Origin of the sequence: Chryseobacterium shigense, from assembly GCF_014207845.1 — a bacterium.
In the GTDB taxonomy this organism is placed as follows: Bacteria; Bacteroidota; Bacteroidia; order Flavobacteriales; family Weeksellaceae; genus Chryseobacterium; species Chryseobacterium shigense_A.
The window spans coordinates 756,837-775,375 of the sequence record NZ_JACHLC010000001.1; the positions used below are offsets into that span (position 1 = coordinate 756,837).

The 18,539-nt window shown below is 38.1% G+C and carries 17 protein-coding genes; 14 read left to right on the forward strand and 3 right to left on the reverse strand.

What is annotated here, in order from left to right; all coding sequences use genetic code 11:
- Positions 1-3 precede the first annotated feature (3 nt).
- The 7 genes from HNP36_RS03380 (at position 4) to HNP36_RS03410 (ending at position 7,838) form a co-directional block, all read left to right on the forward strand.
- On the forward strand, positions 4-348 hold the full coding sequence (locus HNP36_RS03380) for a hypothetical protein (RefSeq protein WP_184160416.1): 345 nt from the start codon (positions 4-6) through the stop codon (positions 346-348).
- A 229-nt stretch (positions 349-577) separates the two neighbouring features.
- The gene (locus tag HNP36_RS03385) at positions 578-2,053 is read left to right on the forward strand and encodes a response regulator (RefSeq protein WP_184160414.1); all 1,476 of its coding nucleotides are present in this window, start codon (positions 578-580) and stop codon (positions 2,051-2,053) included.
- Positions 2,054-2,058: 5 nt separating this feature from the next.
- Positions 2,059-5,658, forward strand: coding sequence for a response regulator (locus HNP36_RS03390; protein WP_184160412.1), 3,600 nt, complete (start codon positions 2,059-2,061; stop codon positions 5,656-5,658).
- Positions 5,659-6,024 carry a response regulator gene (locus HNP36_RS03395; protein WP_184160410.1) on the forward strand — a complete coding sequence of 122 codons (366 nt, stop codon included), beginning with the start codon at positions 5,659-5,661 and terminating at the stop codon, positions 6,022-6,024.
- Positions 6,025-6,855 (forward strand): CheR family methyltransferase, encoded by an 831-nt coding sequence (locus HNP36_RS03400; protein ID WP_184160408.1) that lies wholly within the window; start codon positions 6,025-6,027, stop codon positions 6,853-6,855. It begins immediately after the preceding gene.
- 8 nt (positions 6,856-6,863) lie between these two features.
- On the forward strand, positions 6,864-7,436 hold the full coding sequence (locus tag HNP36_RS03405; protein WP_184160406.1) for a chemotaxis protein CheB: 573 nt from the start codon (positions 6,864-6,866) through the stop codon (positions 7,434-7,436).
- A gap of 36 nt (positions 7,437-7,472) precedes the next feature.
- Positions 7,473-7,838 carry a response regulator gene (locus HNP36_RS03410; RefSeq protein WP_184160404.1) on the forward strand — a complete coding sequence of 122 codons (366 nt, stop codon included), beginning with the start codon at positions 7,473-7,475 and terminating at the stop codon, positions 7,836-7,838.
- 69 nt (positions 7,839-7,907) lie between these two features.
- On the opposite strand, the gene HNP36_RS03415 is transcribed toward HNP36_RS03410, so the two are convergent.
- A complete protein-coding gene (locus tag HNP36_RS03415; protein ID WP_184160402.1) occupies positions 7,908-8,201 on the reverse strand; it encodes a hypothetical protein in 294 nt (97 codons plus the stop codon).
- 164 nt (positions 8,202-8,365) lie between these two features.
- Here HNP36_RS03415 and mug point away from each other — a divergent pair, with 164 nt between their 5' ends.
- The 6 genes from mug (at position 8,366) to HNP36_RS03445 (ending at position 16,470) form a co-directional block, all read left to right on the forward strand.
- Positions 8,366-8,869 carry a G/U mismatch-specific DNA glycosylase gene (gene mug, locus HNP36_RS03420; protein ID WP_184160400.1) on the forward strand — a complete coding sequence of 168 codons (504 nt, stop codon included), beginning with the start codon at positions 8,366-8,368 and terminating at the stop codon, positions 8,867-8,869.
- Positions 8,870-8,969: 100 nt separating this feature from the next.
- The gene (locus HNP36_RS03425) at positions 8,970-10,136 is read left to right on the forward strand and encodes a cytochrome-c peroxidase (protein WP_184160398.1); all 1,167 of its coding nucleotides are present in this window, start codon (positions 8,970-8,972) and stop codon (positions 10,134-10,136) included.
- A gap of 100 nt (positions 10,137-10,236) precedes the next feature.
- Positions 10,237-11,025, forward strand: a complete 789-nt coding sequence (locus HNP36_RS03430) for an SDR family oxidoreductase (RefSeq protein WP_184160396.1) — start codon at positions 10,237-10,239, stop codon at positions 11,023-11,025.
- A 275-nt stretch (positions 11,026-11,300) separates the two neighbouring features.
- Complete coding sequence (locus HNP36_RS03435) at positions 11,301-11,843, forward strand: helix-turn-helix domain-containing protein (protein WP_184160394.1); 543 nt, start codon at positions 11,301-11,303, stop codon at positions 11,841-11,843.
- Between the two features lie 87 nt (positions 11,844-11,930).
- A complete protein-coding gene (locus tag HNP36_RS03440; RefSeq protein ID WP_184160392.1) occupies positions 11,931-12,869 on the forward strand; it encodes a hypothetical protein in 939 nt (312 codons plus the stop codon).
- Between the two features lie 115 nt (positions 12,870-12,984).
- Positions 12,985-16,470, forward strand: coding sequence for a DUF2723 domain-containing protein (locus HNP36_RS03445; RefSeq protein ID WP_184160390.1), 3,486 nt, complete (start codon positions 12,985-12,987; stop codon positions 16,468-16,470).
- An 86-nt stretch (positions 16,471-16,556) separates the two neighbouring features.
- Here the strand turns inward: HNP36_RS03445 and HNP36_RS03450 are convergent, their stop codons facing one another.
- Positions 16,557-16,934: a VOC family protein gene (locus tag HNP36_RS03450; RefSeq protein ID WP_184160388.1), complete on the reverse strand. Its 378-nt coding sequence runs from the start codon at positions 16,932-16,934 to the stop codon at positions 16,557-16,559.
- 208 nt (positions 16,935-17,142) lie between these two features.
- On the opposite strand from HNP36_RS03450, the gene HNP36_RS03455 reads away from it, so the two are divergent.
- Positions 17,143-17,913, forward strand: coding sequence for a hypothetical protein (locus HNP36_RS03455; protein WP_184160386.1), 771 nt, complete (start codon positions 17,143-17,145; stop codon positions 17,911-17,913).
- An 87-nt stretch (positions 17,914-18,000) separates the two neighbouring features.
- Here the strand turns inward: HNP36_RS03455 and HNP36_RS03460 are convergent, their stop codons facing one another.
- The gene (locus tag HNP36_RS03460) at positions 18,001-18,507 is read right to left on the reverse strand and encodes a DinB family protein (RefSeq protein WP_184160384.1); all 507 of its coding nucleotides are present in this window, start codon (positions 18,505-18,507) and stop codon (positions 18,001-18,003) included.
- Positions 18,508-18,539: the final 32 nt, after the last annotated feature.

The following is an 18,539-nucleotide window of genomic DNA, read 5'->3' on the forward strand; positions in this document are numbered from 1 at the left end:
AACATGAGTATAAAAGATAAATACGGAATGGAATTTCTAAAAGTAAGTGCTGATGGAAATATAGGGCATACCTGTATCCGTAAAGATGGAATTGTTGATAAAAATAACCTGCTGCAGTTTTTAAATTATTTGAATATATCCCGTACCCGGCATCTTTTAAAGGAAATAAACCATTATCTGGAGAATACGGAAACTCCGGATAATACCCCTTATGACTCTATGGTCCTGGAACATATTGATCTGAAGATCCATTACCCGGAATTTATAATAGACGAACAACCCGGCACGTTTCCGTTAGCAGATATCAGAGACTTATTGATGGAGTGGCTGGTGTTTTTACAATCTTAGATCATTTTTATATACAAGTCATATACAATTCAGTATCATTTAACTAACGGATTGAACAATTTTTTGAGTATAATAAGTTTTTGGTAATATTTTTTTTAAAAATTGATTTATAACTATATATGTGTGGTATGTAGGCGTAAAATGATTAAAAAAATAAATGTTTTTCGAAATTTTGTGAGTATTTTTGGCGGTACTTAAATATAAACAAACCCAAGTACTCATTCATCTTATGATCTTAATTGTTGATGATAACCAAAGCAATCTTTACTCACTGAAAAAACTGCTGGAATCTAAAGACTTTCAGGTAGATACAGCCGGTTCCGGAGAAGAAGCATTAGGAAAAGCCATAAAAAATAATTATGCACTGATTATTTTGGATGTACAGATGCCGGGTATGGATGGATTCGAAGTAGCGGAAACATTAGCAGACTACAGCAAAACAAAAGAAGTTCCCATTATATTTTTATCCGCAGTAAATACCGAAAAGAAATTTATAACCCGTGGATATGCCTCAGGAGGAAAAGACTATGTTACCAAACCCGTAGACCCTGAAATTTTACTGCTTAAAGTTAAAACATTCTATAATCTTCATGAGCAGAATCTGGCGATGAAAAAGACCCAGCAGAGTTTAGAACTTGAAGTCAAAGGCAGACGTGAATCCCAGGTGACCATGAAATCCCGGATCGATCATCTGCAGTTAATGCTCGAATCATTGCCGCAGATTGCATTTACACTCAATGAAGATGGAAACATAGAGTTTGTTAATTACAAATGGTATCAGTATTCAGATACGGATGTGGATTTTCCAGAAGTACATCCTGATGACCATAATATCAGGGAAGAATTCGAGCGTTGCAGAAAAAGAAACAGAGCCCTTGAGCTTGAGGTCAGAATAAAAAAAGTGGATTCAGGAGAATACAGGTATCATCTTCTGCGCGTAACACCGGTGAATGATGGGAATATAATAAAAAACTGGATTGGAACATTTACCGATATTGATGACCAGAAAAAAATTGAAAAAGAAAAAGACGAATTCCTGAGTATTGCCAGCCACGAACTGAAAACACCTTTAACAAGCATAAAAGCCTATGTTCAGTTGCTGGACCGCAAACTAAAACTGGATAAGCAAAGTGCCGAAGCCGGTTTTATGATTAAAGTTCAGGACCAGATAGAAAAACTCAATACCCTGATTACCGATCTGCTAGATGTTTCCAAAATAGAAAACGGGAAGCTTAAAATCAACAGGAAGCCGACCAGTCTTGAAAATGTTATCAGCAATGCCGTTGAAACCATTATTCAGACCCATGATGAAAATAAAGTTAAAATAAAACGTCATGGTATAAAACCGGATATTCTTATTCCTTTGGATGAAATACGCATAGAACAGGTTCTGATCAATTTCCTGACCAATGCCATTAAATATTCTCCCCAGAATAATCAGGTTATCGTTACCACTTTTGTAGACGAAGAAAAACAGGAAGTAAAAGTGAATGTCACTGACTTCGGAATAGGAATCCCAGACTTCAAGCAGGACGCTGTTTTCCGTAAATTTTACCGTGTGGAAGAATCCTCCCTGCAATTTCAGGGGATGGGAATCGGGCTGTTTATCTGCTCGGAAATTATCAAGCAGCACCACGGAACCATTGGAGTATCCAGTAAAATAGACGAAGGCTCTACATTCTATTTCACCTTACCTTTAAACTAACGTTCATGCCGAAAAAAATAATCAGAAACCTTCAGTTTGGAGTCGGTTTATCTTTACTGATCCTTATTGCTAGTTCAGTGGCTTCCTATGTGAGCATACAAAAGCAAATGGACCACCGTGAAAGCCTCTCCAAAAGCCGGCGGTCAATAACAGCAGTAAAAGATGTTCTTGTTGCCTTACTGGATGCAGAAACAGGAAACAGAGGTTATCAGCTTACAGGAAGAGAAACCTTTCTGGAACCCTATAACCGGAGCTTAAACGAATATGGGCAGGCTATAGAACGGGCAAAAGCTTTGGATATATCAGATAAAAAACAGCTTGAGCGTTTACATGCCCTGGAAGAAAATGTTAAAAATAACGTTGATAATTTAAAGCAGTTTGTTCAGAACAGGAAGAAAGGTATTGTTATGACGCAGGAGCAGATCCTGATGAGCAAAACTTATATGGACAAATGCCGCAGGATCGTCCGGGATTTTGTACAGTACGAAGAAAGCCAGCTGGAAATCAAAAACAGAGACCTTAACCGTTCGTCAGGTACAACCGTCATATTCATTATCGTTTCGGCAATTGCTGCGGTAGTGGTTACCGTCTTTTTTTATATCAAACTGAGGGCAGATCTTATCCGAAGGGAAAACTTGGAAAAACAACTAAGAGCAAAAGACCTGGAGATAAGCAAACGTGTAAGCGCTATCAGGGAGATTGCAAACAGGGTTGCCAATGGTGATTACAGCCAGAAAGCGGTAGATAATTCACAGGATGATCTCGGTGATCTGGCAGATTCACTCAATCATATGACCGATTCACTGAAAAAATCCTTCGATAAGATCAATAAAAGTGACTGGCGCCAGAAAGGACTTGCTTTGCTCAATGAATCCCTGGTAGGAAACAAGTCAGTAAAAGAGGCTTCAGATGAATCTTTAAACCAGCTTGTAAGCTATGGTAAATGTATCAATGGCGCTTTATATCTTTTTGATGAAGGAATACTTAAGCTAAGTACAGCTTTCGGTCTGGAAAACACCATGAAAAAGACTTTCGAACCGGGCGAAGGAATGGTTGGTCAGGCTTTTACCAGCGAGAAAATACAGGCCTACAATAACCTCAATGAAGATGATTTCACCGTAAGCTTTGCAAGCAGTAAAATAAAAATTAACGGAATACTTCTGGTTCCGGTTCATGCAGACGGTCACTGTATCGGGATATTCGAATTAGGATCTGTCTCAGACTTTGATGAAGACAGAATTAGTTATTTTGCCGAATGCAGCCGCAACATAGGAATTGCTTTAAATGCAGCAAAAGGCCGTGAAAAAGAACAGCAGTTACTTGAAGAAACCCAGGCCCAGTCAGAAGAGCTGCAGGTACAGCATTCCGAGCTGGAAAACCTGAATACAGAACTGGAAGCTCAAACCCAAAAACTGCAGGCCTCCGAAGAAGAACTGAAAGTACAGCAGGAAGAGCTGATGCAGGCCAATGCCGAACTGGAAGAACGTTCAAGAATGCTCGAAGAGAAAAATCACCTCATTGCAGAAAGAAACAGTGAGATCCAGAAAAAAGTGGAAGAACTCGCTCTCAGTACAAAATATAAATCCGAGTTCCTTGCCAACATGTCTCATGAGCTGAGAACACCATTAAATTCAATCCTTCTCCTTTCAAGATTAATGGCTGAAAATCCCGATGAAAATCTGAATGAAGACCAGATAGAATCTGCAAAAGTTATTCAAAGTTCAGGAAGCAGCCTGCTTACCCTTATTGATGAAATCCTGGATCTGGCCAAAATAGAATCAGGGAAAATGTCCCTTGAATATCAGGACGTTATTATAAATGATGTAGTAACAGACCTGAAAAACCTCTTCAATCCGGTAATTCAGGAAAAGAAAATTAAATTTGATGTACATATAGACGGGAATGTTGAAAAAACAATTGAAACCGACAGACTTCGAGTAGACCAGGTACTCCGCAACCTTTTATCCAACGCTTTAAAATTTACCACAGAAGGAAGCATTAATCTGAACATAACGAAAGATCCTAAAAATAACAGTTTCATTATCTTCACAGTAAAAGATACAGGAATAGGAATTCCGGAAGAAAAACAGGCTATTATTTTTGAAGCATTCCAGCAGGCTGACGGATCTACACGCCGTAGATTTGGCGGAACCGGTTTAGGACTGTCCATAAGCCGTGAAATTGCAAGACTGCTTGGAGGAGAATTAACCCTGAAAAGTAAAGTGAACGAAGGCAGTGAATTCAGTTTGGTTATTCCCGTAACTGCCGTATCCGAAATAGTTCAGCCTGAAAATGATCAGCATCTGGTAGACGTTATCCGTGGCGATGTTGAAGAAATTCAGAATATATTGGAAGATACAGAATCACCAGATGTTCCTGTTGAAATATTACCGATTCCTGAAGCCATAGAAGATGACCGCGATGAAATTACCGCACAGGATAAAGTAATTCTAATTGTTGAAGACGATATTCACTTTGCAAAAGCTTTGCTTAAGTACGCCCGAATGAACCGGTACAAAGGAGTAGTGGTTGTAAGAGGAGACTATGCATTATCCGCAGCAGTTCAGTATCATCCGCAGGCTATTCTGCTTGATGTTCAGTTACCTGTGAAAGATGGCTGGCAGGTGATGGATGAATTAAAATCAAACGCTGTAACCCGGCATATTCCGGTGCATATGATGTCCGTACTGCAGCTGGAAAAAGAAAGCTTAATGAAAGGTGCCATTGATTTTATTAATAAACCGATGGCTCTCGATAAAATGACCGATGTTTTCAGGAAGATCGAAGAAGCCCTTCAAAAGTCTCCGCAAAAAGTTTTAATTGTAGAGAACAATGCAAAACATGCCAGCGCTTTGGCCTATTATCTGAGTAACTTCAATATTTCTTTATCAGTGGAAAATAATGTGGAAGACAGTGTAAAAGCTTTGACTTCCCATGTAGACTGTGTCATCCTGGAAGCCTCAAAAGCTAATGAATACCAGGTGATTGAATCCATTAAAAGTTATGAAGGATTGGAAAACCTGCCCATTATTATTTTTACAGAGCACAGTTTATCCAAATCAGAAGAGCTTAAAATCAAGCAATACGCTGATTCCATTGTGGTAAAAACTGCCCATTCTTATGAAAGGATTTTAGATGAGGTAGGATTATTCTTACATTTGGTGGAAGAAAAAAATAATTCTGTTGAAACAGCACGCAATAAAGTTTTAGGATCTCTCACCGAAGTCCTGAGCGGTAAAAAAATACTGATTACCGATGATGACGTCCGCAATATTTTCTCTTTGACCAAAGCCCTGGAAAAATACAAAGTGGAAGTAGTAGTTGCTATGGACGGAAAACATGCCCTGGAACAGATAAAAGAACATAAAGATATAGACGTTATCCTAATGGATATGATGATGCCTGAGATGGATGGCTACGAAACCATAAGAGAAATCCGGAAAATGCCCGCTTTTACCAGGCTTCCGATTATTGCCATCACTGCAAAATCCATGATCGGGGACCGCGAAAAATGCATCGTGGCAGGAGCTTCAGATTATATTTCGAAACCTGTGGATATCGATCAGTTATTATCCCTGCTTCGTGTCTGGTTATATGAAAGTTAAATGATGAATAAGAAAATTTTAATTGTGGACGATGATCCACGGAATATATTTGCACTTAAGCTTACACTGAAATCCCGCGGATATCAGATTGAAAGTTGCATAAACGCTCAGGTAGCCTTTCAGATATTAAAAGAAAACCAGATAGACATTGTCCTGATGGATATGATGATGCCTGAAATGGATGGGTATGAAGCTGTAAAGATGATCAGAAATACCCCGTCTATCAGTCAGATTCCCGTAATTGCCGTTACAGCACAGGCCATGCCGGAAGATCGCCAGAAATGCCTTGATGCCGGAGCACAGGATTATGTATCGAAACCAATTGATGTAGACCAGTTAATTGCTGCCATAGAAAAGCTTTCATAAATGTTAGAGCCGAGCATTATAAAAGATGAAGAAGTAGAATACCTCATAAAAGATGTTTATGAGATGTACGGCTATGATTTTTCTGAGTACAGCAGGGCGTCCTTTAAACGCCGGGTAAACCGCATCTGCCTGATTGACAGGTTTACCAGCTTTGCAGAACTTAGATATACCATTATCAATGATCCGGAATATCTGAAACGCTTTGTAGAAGAAATAACAGTAAATGTCACAGAAATGTTCCGCGATCCGCATTTTTTCAAAACCCTCAGGGAAAAGATTCTGCCACAGCTGGGAACCTATCCGCTGATCAGGATCTGGGTGGCAGGCTGTTCTACCGGCGAGGAAGCCTATTCAATAGCTATATTGCTTAAAGAAGCCAATCTGTACCATAAATCACTGATATACGGCACAGATCTGAATCCATCCGTGCTGGAAACCGCCCGTTCAGGAGTTTTTCCGTTGCAGCAGATGAAAACCTATTCTGAGAATTATATCTTATCCGGAGGCAAAAAAGATTTCTCAGATTATTATACAGCCAATTATGACAGTGTAAGATTTGATAAGAGCTTGCAGGAAAAACTGATTTTATCTACCCATAACCTGGTTTCTGACAGTTCTTTCAACAGTTTCCAGCTGATTATCTGCAGAAATGTAATGATTTATTTTGATCGAGCGTTGCAGGAACGCGTCTTTCAACTTTTTGATAACAGCCTTGAAAACCTGGGCTATCTGGCACTGGGAGCAAAAGAAACCCTCAGATTTTCCAAACTGGACAGGAATTATCATCAGGTAGAAGATCAGCGAATCTGGAAGAAGGCGGAGCATATGTAATTTTGACCATGGAAGCAAAGGATACAAAAACAGAATTAGTAGTGATAGGAGGATCTGCGGGAAGCCTGCAGGTCATTCTTGAAATGCTGAAAAAATTAAAAACAGAGCTGGATTTTCCTGTTGTTCTGGTGCTGCACCGTAAGGCATATTCAACCAATATTCTGCAAACGCTATTGCAGCAGTTCATCTCCATTGAGGTGGTGGAGGTTGATGATAAAACTGAAGTTCAGAACAATAAAGTATATGTAGCCCCGGCAGATTATCACCTGCTGTTCGAAAACAAAACCATGATGTCGCTGGATTTTTCGGAAAAAATGAATTATTCGAGGCCGTCTATTGATGTTACTTTCAAATCTGCTTCCGAAGTATATGGAGAAAACCTAGTGGGAGTTCTGCTGTCAGGAGCCAATGCCGATGGAGTGGAGGGGCTTGGATTTATTAAAGCCAATAAAGGAAAAGTATGGATACAGGAACCGGATACGGCAGAAGTAGATTATATGCCTAAACATGCCCTGCAGGAAGTAGCCCATGATCTGATCATTCAACCGGATAATCTGGCAGATTATATCAATCAATTATAATATCATAACAACCCTAAGATTTAAATAGAAAAAAATATGAGTACAAAGAAGATTTTGATTTTTGATGATGACACAACTATTCTGGAGGTAATTACCATCATTTTTGAGGAGAATGGGTATCAGGTTGAAATTTCGGAAACATCTCATGATATTTTGGACAAAGTATCCAAATTTAACCCGGATGTTATTCTTATGGATAACTGGATTCCAAAGATTGGAGGGGTACAGGCAACCCAGCTTTTAAAAAGCCATGAAGAATTCCGGTCAATTCCGGTTATTTATGTAACGGCCAATAATGACATCGTTAGGCTGGCGGAAGAAGCACAGGCTGATGATTATGTGGCAAAACCATTTAACCTTGATGATCTGGAAGAAAAAGTAGCTAAATATTTACAGAAATAATAGAAACCAGAACTGAAAGTGCCGTCTTTATTATATAAATCCTTACATTGTTTGTAGGGATTTTTTTATTCAAATAATCTTTCTTTCAGGATGGGGTTCTGTTCCCTCAAAATGCCTGATTCTTTCTCGGATAAAATCAATGCTACATTTCCCGTTATTGATTTCAGTGATTAAAGCAGATAAAAACAGTTTCAACTCAGGATAAGAAAGTATTGTACTGGTAAATGTAGCGGCAATGATGTTTTTTTTGGATACAATATTCTGTGTAAAGGTATATTCACCTTCCAGATCAATATTCAGATGAAACTGATTTTTTATACTGAAAGATAAATACCGGTGTATCAGATCTATATTTTGTAACATATTTTCCATCACAGTGTATTTATATGATATACAATAATATTTATGCCATAATTGTTTTTTTTAATATTTTTTTTAATTGATAATCAGAGAGAATAGGTCTGGTTAACAGATATGTTAAAATAAATACTATCTTGCTGATACAGAAATTTCATTTATATCCAGTCATGTTAAAAGACATTATTGCCAAAAATCTAACGGTTATCTTTTGTGGAATTAATCCCGGTTTAAAATCTGCTGAAGACGGGCACCATTTCTCAGGAAAGAGCAACCGGTTTTGGAAAGTTCTTCATCAGGCAGGTTTTACGCCTTTCCAAATTGAGGCTGTAAACGATATAAATATTTTAAATTTTGGATATGGGCTCACCACTGCCGTAGCAAGGGCAACCTCCCGTGCTGATGAACTTTCAAAAAATGAATTTGATGATTCCCTTGAAGTTTTCACAGCAAAAATGAAAGAATTTCAACCGAAATATATTGTGTTTCTTGGTAAAGCAGCTTATAAAGCGTTTTTCAAAAAAAAGGAAATTTCATGGGGCAGGCAGGCCGAAGATTTTTGTGGTTCCGGGGTTTGGGTTTTACCTAATACAAGTGGCCTTAACCGGGGTTTTACCCTTGATGACCTGGTAGATTTTTATAGCCAGCTTTATGGGGAAACTCAACAATCCTGAGAAAAGAATTTCCAGGTTTAATACCTTTAGAACGTTATCTTCTTTTCAATTTTGAAATGTATCTGCCAGATTTCTTATTTTTGCCAAAACCCTGCTATCCATGAAGAATGTCCTGAGCTGGATATTAATTACATTTCTTATCATTTCTCTTTTGAATAACTGTTTCAGTAACAGTACTCAAAGAGAGATCAGAGAAAAATCCTCATTCCTTGCTGAACTGAGGAAATTATATTCTTCCGGAGACCCTTCAAAATGGCCCAAACCGATTCTGGATCCCGAAGCCCGGCCTTATTTTTCCGAAATAGGGCATTTGCCGGAAACCCGGTTTCCTCCGGACAATCCTTATTCGGAAGACAAAGTATTGCTGGGAAAAACACTTTTTTACGATCCGAGGCTTTCAAAATCCGATCAGATCGCATGTGCCTCCTGCCATGATCCCGAGCTTGGATGGTGTGATAACCGGACTTTTTCTTTCGGGCACGACAGGCAGCTGGGTACAAGAAATGCAATGAGCATCCTGAATGTATCCAATGCGCATTCCTTATTCTGGGATGGCAGGGCTGCCTCTCTTGAAGACCAGTCGGAAATGCCTATCAGGGATGAAAGAGAAATGAACGGGCACATTGATCTCGCTGCCGGGAAAATTGCTAAGATTAAAGGATATGAGGCATTATTTGAAAAAGCATTTGGAGATAGAACAGTTTCAAAAGACCGGATTTCCAAAGCGATAGCCACTTTTGAAAGAACAATTAAAAGCGGAACATCCAGATTTGATCAGTTTATAGACGGAAAAGCAGACATTTATTCTGATGATGAGCTGATGGGACTTCATCTTTTCCGTACCAAAGCCCAGTGCATGAACTGCCATAATTCCGGTTATTTTTCCAACAACCGGTTTGAAAATGTGGGAACTTCTTTATTAGGTTCAAAAGAAGAAGATCTTGGAAGATATCTGGTTACCAAAAAAACAGAAGATGCCGGAAAATTTCGTGTACCCGGGCTGCGTGAAGTATCAAGAACAGGTCCGTGGATGCATAACGGTTCTATGACGACACTTACGGAAGTCATCCAGTTTTACAGCAGAGGAAATCCTGAACATTCTCAAAAACGGTCAACGGTTCATCAGGGAATAACGCTTACTTCCGAAAAATCAGGTTTTGTAAGGTTGTTGGATCTCACTGATGAAGAAATTACCCAGCTGGAAGCATTTCTTCGTACTTTGTCTACAAAACCGGAAAGGGTGTTGCCGCCTGCATTGCCACAGTAAATTAGTACTCATACAGACGGTAATTAATGATTTATTGACTCAGAGTGTAAAGCTTTTTTGCTACATTTATAAAGCGGTAATCAGCCATAATAATCCATTTATGAATATTGAACTTTTTTCAAAAAATGCTTTAGTAGGAGCAGCTACCCAGGGCATAGGAGCAGGAATAGCCTTAGAACTTGCAAAATGCGGTGCGAACGTAACAGTAATGGCGCGCAATGAAACAAAACTTAAAGAGATCGTGTCTTTGCTGCCTGTCATCAATTCCGGTCAGAAGCATGAGTATCTGGTCGCAGATTTTTCCGATTTCGAAGAATACAGGAAAATTATTACTGAATATTTCAGCCATCATTCCATAGATATCCTGGTTAACAATACCAATGGCCCGGAACCCGGCTTAGCACTTGATAAAAATGTGGATGATTATCAAAAGGCATTCGATCTGCTTTTTAAAACGGTTTGTGAAACAACATTATTGGCCCTGCCTCATATGATCAAACAGAAAAACGGGCGTATTATTAATGTTTCTTCACTGTCTGTAAAAGAACCGATCAATAATTTATCCCTTTCAAATTCTATCCGTTCGGCAGTGATTGCATGGGCCAAAACTTTATCCAATGAAGTGGCACAACATCAGGTGACGGTTAATAATATTCTTACGGGGTATTTTGATACGGAACGTATTCAGAATCTCATCCGCCACGAATCACAGCAGACCGGTAAATCTCAGGAGGAAATAAAAAAAGCAAGGGAAAATAAAATTCCGATGAAGAGATTGGGTAAAACTGAAGAGTACGGTCATCTGGCAGCGTTTTTAGCATCAGAATATTCGGCCTATCTTACCGGAACAAGTATTCCTTTAGATGGCGGATTGAATAATACTTATTAACAAATATATTGATAATGATATTGTTATGTTTTTTTTAACGCAAGGTTTTATATAGAGTAATGTTGAATTTTAAGTAAAGCAAAGGATCTGACTGCGTTGAAATGAAGCTGAATGGATATGCGCTTGCTTAGTCGAATCAACTTGTTGACTCCGCCCTTTGTATCCCTTAAAGCTAAAGCATAAATAATAAACCTTTGCGTTAAAAAACATAAACCTTTATATTTAACTATCAATTAATAACAGGAAAACGCCACAATTAAAATTGAATAACCCAAATGAAAAACACGGTTAAAGTTTTAAGAGAAGAAAAGAATATGACCCAGACTGAGCTTGCTGAAAGATCTGGTATTTCTTTACGCACCATTCAGCGTATTGAGGCAGGAAATATTCCCAGAGGATTTACCCTGAAGGCTATTGCCCAAACTTTAGAGACAGAACCGGAAAATCTGATTTCCACAAGCGAAGAAATCTTCACAGTTGATAGGGCTAAATTAATTAATCTTTCTGCTTTGTCAGGACTTGTTATACCATTTGGAGGCGTTATATTTCCACTGATTTTAACTTACAGAACCAAAGATCCGTTCAATAAGGAACTTGGAAAAAACATTGTAGGTGTTCAGATTATTCTGGCCGTTATAGTTTCTGTTTTAATGATCGTAAGTCCGTTTATTCAAAAAGCATTGTCTGTAAAAACTCCTCTTTTTCTGATGTTTTTAATTGCATTTCTTTGTATCAAATTACTGGTTATTATCAAAAACGGAATATGTTTGAATAGAAAAAATGATTTATGTATTAAATTGAAAACCAGTTTTTTATAAATTCTGTCGTATAAATGACGTAAAGATGTCATATGTTTTTCGCATAAAAATTAAATACTAATGCTGAATCTTGCAAAAAATTTAAGCATGAAAATATTTAAGAAAATTGCGCTATCATTAGTTGTCCTTATTGCATTATCATTACTGGGCGGTTACTTATATTTCAATAAAAAATTTACACCTCCTGAAAATAATCTGAAGGTTTCAGGTATTGCTCAGGATATTAAAATACAATGGGATTCTGCTGATGGAAATTCTCTTGCGGCAGCTCTTCTTCCGATCAGGCTTAAAGGTATTGACAGGACTTTTTATATGCAATTGGATTCCGGTTCGCCAACTACTTTCTTTTACAAAAAACCACTGGAATCTATTCATAAAAAATTCCATGATAAGATTGAATTCAATAATCAGGAAAAGCAAATCCCGCTACAATTCAGCACGGGAAGCATGAATGTAGCTTCTGATAATTTTGAATTGCTGGATTACGGAAGCGCTTTAAACCTTAATAACGACAAAGAAGATCATATTATTGGAACCATCGGAACAGATCTTCTGGAAAAAAGAATTACTGTTTTGGATTTTAAGAATGAAATATGCTCGTTCCTGGAGAATTCTGATGAAAAAGATTGGGAAGCCCTTGAATTCAAAAAACGTAAAATTCTGTTTCCGGCAGCAGTTGGAAATCAAAAGCTGAAATTACTATATGATTCAGGAAGCAGTGGTTATGAGCTCATTACCAATAAAGAAGAATGGAAGAAATACAGGATTCCGGGAGAAAATATTAAAAAGGAAAAAGGCAATTCCTGGGGAAATATGCTGACCGTTATTTCTGCCCCTGCCCAGCAAACCATTAAAATCGGAAGCAGTACTCTTGAACTTTCGGAAATCACCTACATAGAAGGAACCTCAAAAATGCAGAACCTTTTAATGAAAACCTCGGGAATGCAGGGAATGATCGGGAATAAGCTTTTCCTGAATCATCAGCTTATTTTAGACTGTAAAAATGAAAAATTCAAAATAAAATAATCCTTTTTAAGTATAAGCCGTTCATTTTTATCCTGGCTGAACTTATATTTTTTAATTATCATGTAATAATTCCCCAGTATGGGTTGTCTTACTATGTATTGAAATTACATAGTATATGAAGAACTGGTCTTTTAAAAAATGGAACACCATTTTAGGATGGGTAATGTTCACCATTGCATTGATTACGTATGGATCCACCATGGAACACTATCTCAGTTTCTGGGATTGCGGCGAATACATTTCCTCAGCCGTAAAACTTGAAGTAACGCATGCTCCCGGAGCTGCCTTATTCCAGATTGTGGGTGCTGTGGCAGCTATTTTTGCACTGGGAAATGAACAAAACTACGCCATTGTAATCAATGCCATGTCCTCACTTTGCAGTGCATTCACCATTTTATTTTTATTCTGGACAATTACCCACTTTGTAAGACGGCTTTTAAACAAGGATTTTGATGAAATTACAAAGCACCAGGAAATTTCCATTCTTTTTGCTGGAGCTGTAGGCGCTTTATGCTTTACATTCTCAGATACTTTCTGGTTTTCAGCGGTAGAGGGAGAAGTATATTCCATGGCTTCCATGTTTATTGCTTTGCTTGTCTGGCTGATTACCAAATGGGAAAACGAATACCTTGCGAAAGACAACGAAAGATGGATCATCCTTATTTTCTTTGTATTAGGACTTTCTGTAGGAGTACATATGATGTGTATGCTTGCCGTTCCGGCAGTATGTTTAGTATACTATGCAAGAAACTACAAATTTACCTGGAAGAATTTTATCTGGGCTAATGCCATCACACTGGGAATTTTGATTATTGTTTTCAAAATTATCTTCCCGCTTATCATGACGATGTTTGGAAGGCTTGAAATATTCTTCGTGAACGGACTTGGACTTCCTTTCCATTCAGGAACCATTGCTGCATTTATTCTTATGGCTGCACTATCTTATTTCATGATTAAATATGCACGGAAAGCAAAGCGGAATATTTTTCAGGCAATAGCCTTGTCTACTGTATACATGATGATTGGTTTCTCTTGCTGGATGGTAATTCCTGTGAGAGCGAATGCCAATCCTCCGATGAACCTTAACGATCCGGATACCGCTATTGGTATGCTGGATTACTATAACAGGGAACAGTATGGTGACTGGCCAACCATTTATGGACAAAACTACACCGCTTTCCTTGATGCCAACGGAATTGAGAAGAACGAAGACGGAAGCTTCAAGACCAGGAAAACCGGAGAAATCTATGAAAAAGATGAAAAAACCGGAACTTACAGAAAAACCGGTGACAGGTTCGATTATACATTCAGTAAATCTCAGATAAGTTTAATGCCAAGAATGTTCAATCAGGATAAGGATGTTATGGCAAACTACATTTCAATGTACGGAGCTCCTGATTTTACCTTCAATTATGCCAATGAAGATGTGGCAGATAATCCCCAGGCCAAACAGATTTTTGATGAATTGAGAGCCAAGTACGAAGATAAATCCATTACAGCAGAAGACTACCTGAAAGTTAAACCCTACAATTTAATCAATGTTCAGAAGCCATCTTTGGCCCAGAATATGGATTATTTCATTACATTCCAGAACGGATATTACTTTGTAAGATACCTGATGTGGAACTTCGTGGGAAGGCAGAATGATCTTGAAGGAAAAATGGAAAATACGAGAGGAAACTGGATTTCCGGGATTCCTTTCATTGATAATGCTTTGCTTGGCAACCAGGATAAAATGCCTGCGAAATTCAAGAATGAAAGTACCGTAAAATTCTTCTTTTTACCTTTGATTTTAGGACTGATCGGTTTCTTTTTCCAATTGAACAGGGATTTTGGAAGATTTTATGCCCTGCTTTCATTATTCGTTTTAACCAGTGTCGGAATCGTTTTCTATACGGGTGTAAAACCCTTTGAAGTAAGGGAAAGAGATTATGCGATGGTAGGCTCGTTCTATGCCTTTGCCATCTGGATTGGACTTGGGGCAGCAGCTATTTTATGGTTCATCCAGTCTAAGGTAAAATCCAATGGAGCAAATATTGCTTTGGGAGTAGTTTTACTGGGCGTCCCTTTTATGATGGGCTTCCAGAACTATACACCACATAATAGAAGTGAAAAATCAGCGGCCCGGGATTACGCTTATTCATTTCTAAAATCACTGTCTAAAGATGATATTATTTTTATTTATGGTGACAATGATACCTTTCCTGTATGGGCAATTCAGGAAACTGAGCGGTTCCGTGATGATGTAAAAACCGTGAATTTTACCCTTTTAGGCACTCCCTGGTATATTGATCAGGTGAAAAGAAAAACATATGATGCAGCGCCTATTCCCACCCAATTGAACCATGAAGATTACCGGGATGGAGTAAACGACCAGATTTACATGATGAAGAAAGAAGACTGGGAAGGTGTTTTTTCCATGTTAAAAGAACAGGGAGCCCCTGATACGGAATTTCAGGCATTCAGAAAATATCTTACACAGGATTCCCTGACACTCAAAGAGGCAATCAGCTTCCTGAAGTTCAAATCTCCTGAAAAAGACGAACTTCTGAAAATGTATTTTGGAGAAGAAAAATACGAGCAGTACAATATTCTTCCTGTAAATAAATTCATTCTTCCTGTTAACAAAGAAAATGCTCTAAAAGCAGGAATCATCACTCAGGCAGACCTTCCGAATGTAGTGAACCAGATCATGATCACTTATAAAGCAAATACCCTTTATAAAAATAACCTGATGATGATGGATATGCTTGCCAATTTTGATTGGAAACGTCCCGTCAACTTCTCATCAGGAGGGATCTACGACAGCGAAAATATTTTTTACCTTGATGAATATCTTCAGTTTGAAGGTTTCAGTTATAAGCTTGTGCCTGTTCATACAAAGACCAGTCAGGATGGAGATATAGGAAGGGTAGACGTTAATTCACTGTACAATGTTGTGAAAAACTTCAGATGGGGGAATTTCAAAGATCTGAGTATTCATTATGATGAAGCGGCAACCTCAAATATTATGGTCTACAGAATGACTGCTGGCAGAGCAGCTTCAGCACTGGCTTTAAGCGGACAGAAAGGTAAAGCAGTAGAATTATTGGATCTAGCTTCCAAAGAAATTCCTGCTGAAAAATATAATGATCCACGTTCACTAAGTTCTCTTGTAACCGGGTATATCATTGCAGGACAGGAGAAGAAAGGGCTTCAGCTGGCAGAAATCCTCAAAAAAGAGATCTTTGACGAATATGATTATTACCAGAGTCTTTCCCCGGCATTCCAAAAACAGTCGGCAAGGCAGATGAGATTAAAACCAATGGAGTATTCGCTTGTGGTAGCCGCCGTTACAGACGCATATAAAAAGCTGGGACAGAATGAGAAAGCATATGCTTACCTTGTGAAATCCATAGAGCCGATTGATAAGAAGTTTAACACATTCATCAAAGATCTTCAGCAGATGGGCAAGGAAAAGGCAAGAAAAGAGTCTGAAAACGTACAGAAAATTGCTCCTTTCTATCAGTATTTATTCGATGTGATGAAACCTTTTGATTCCACTTATTCAGCGGAAAAAGAAGATCAGATTACCAGGGCAATGATTAAAGTAACCCAATAGAAATTGTTGATAAAAATAAATTTTGCCAAAGAAAAAGTCCGGTATTGTTCCGGACTTTTATTTTCTATATGTTATTAAAATAAAAACTAATCAATAGGTTCCCACAATTGAATTTTGTTTCCCTCAAGATCTAAAATATGCAGGAATTTTCCGTAATCGTAAGTTTCAATAGTATCCAGAATCGTAACGTTTTCTTTTTTTAGTTCCTCAGCCAGAGCTTCCAGATTTTCCACCCTGTAGTTGATCATAAAATCTTTCGCAGAAGGCTCAAAATATTTTGTGGTTTCCGAAAAAGGAGCCCATTGCGTAAGGCCTTTTTTGGAAGGATCTTCACTTTCACGCCATTCAAAGCTTGTTCCGTAAGGGCTTGTTTCAAGGCCAAGATGGGTTTTATACCAATCATTCATAGCGTTCGGATCTTTTGATTTGAAAAGGATACCTCCGATTCCTGTTACTTTTTTCATGTCTATTTTTTTACTGTTAAAATAATGTCTGTCCGGGAAATTATTCATGCTTTTCCCTGATTTCAAATATATGTAAAACTTTTCACCGGGAATATTTATCATTTTCAAATTACTGAATGCTTTGTATGGAATAATAGGTGGCCGTATTTGGTAAAATATATTGACGGAATTTCCTGAATTGCTTACATTTGGCATAAACTGATCATTTATGAAAAAAAATACATCATATTTTTTCAAATTTGCATGGCTTCCTTTATCGCTTATTCTGGTCTGCGGATGTTCAAAAGAAGAAAAAAAGAAAGAAACGATGCCGCAAAATGTTTCCACAGCTTCTGTTGCAGGTAAAGAATCCGTAAATCCCGCACCTATAGTGGAAATAAATAAGACTCCTGAAGACTTTGTCCCGGAAGGCTATAAAATTTTTGAAAAAAAATCCGGAGACCTTAATAAAGATGGGGTAGAAGACTGTATCCTTATCATCAAAAAAATAGATCCCACTAATATTATTACAGATGAATACCGCGGAAAGCTGGACCGCAACCGGCGTGGCATCATCATTCTTTTCAAAAAAGGTAAAGGATATGAACTGGCTTCCAAAAATGAAAGTTGTTTTTCATCAGAAAATGAAGACGGAGGTGTTTACTATGCACCGGAACTGGATATTTATGCTGAAAAAGGAAAACTGTATATTCATTATGCCCACGGAAGATATGGCTACTGGGCCTATACTTTCAGGTACGGGCAATCGGATTTTGAGCTGATAGGCTATGATGACAGTTCAAACACAGGACCAAGGGTAAACAGTACCACCAGCATTAATTTTTTAACAGGGAAACAGCTTGATAAAACAAATGTCAATGAAGAAGCAGAGGGCGGGAATGAAGTATTTGAAGATACCTGGAAAAAGCTGAAATCATCAAAACTTCTGACACTTTCAGAGATCAAAGACTTTGATGAACTTGATTTTTCTTCATATTAGATCAGGATAAAATTCAAAATTGAAATATAATATCATCTTTTAAATCAAAAACCTTCAGACGATTAATCTGAAGGTTTTTATTTGCTGTTACTCAGGTTTGACGCTCATACCCTGAACTTCTTCCGCAGAAAAACCATAGATCTGGGGTGTTTTCACATCCAGCAGGTTCAGGTAAATGTACAGTTCGCCTCTGTGGTGGATTTCATGTTCTATCATTGCTCTGAGCCATTTCCATATGGTTATTTCATTTCCGGGAGGAGTCAGGCACTTTCGGTTCAGGTCCCCATCAGAAAGGCCGAGTATAATCTCTATGGTTTCTCTGTGCATCTCATTGAAAAACCTTAATATATTGTCATAGCCATCTGCCAGTTCCTTTCCGCAACCCTGATAAGCACTTTTTCTTCCCGAAATGGTTTCGCCGTACATATATCTTTCGATAGCAGCAATATGCCTGATCTGATCACCGATTGTAAATTTTCCCGGCTTGTAGGAAAAATCAAGATGTTGAGGCGGAACTATTTCTATCAGCCGGAGTGTTCTGGCCCGTACTTTCTCATAGTAATCAATGAAAGAATTTACAGAGGTTATTTCCATGTTTTAACTTTTGATGATGTAAATTAGAGAAA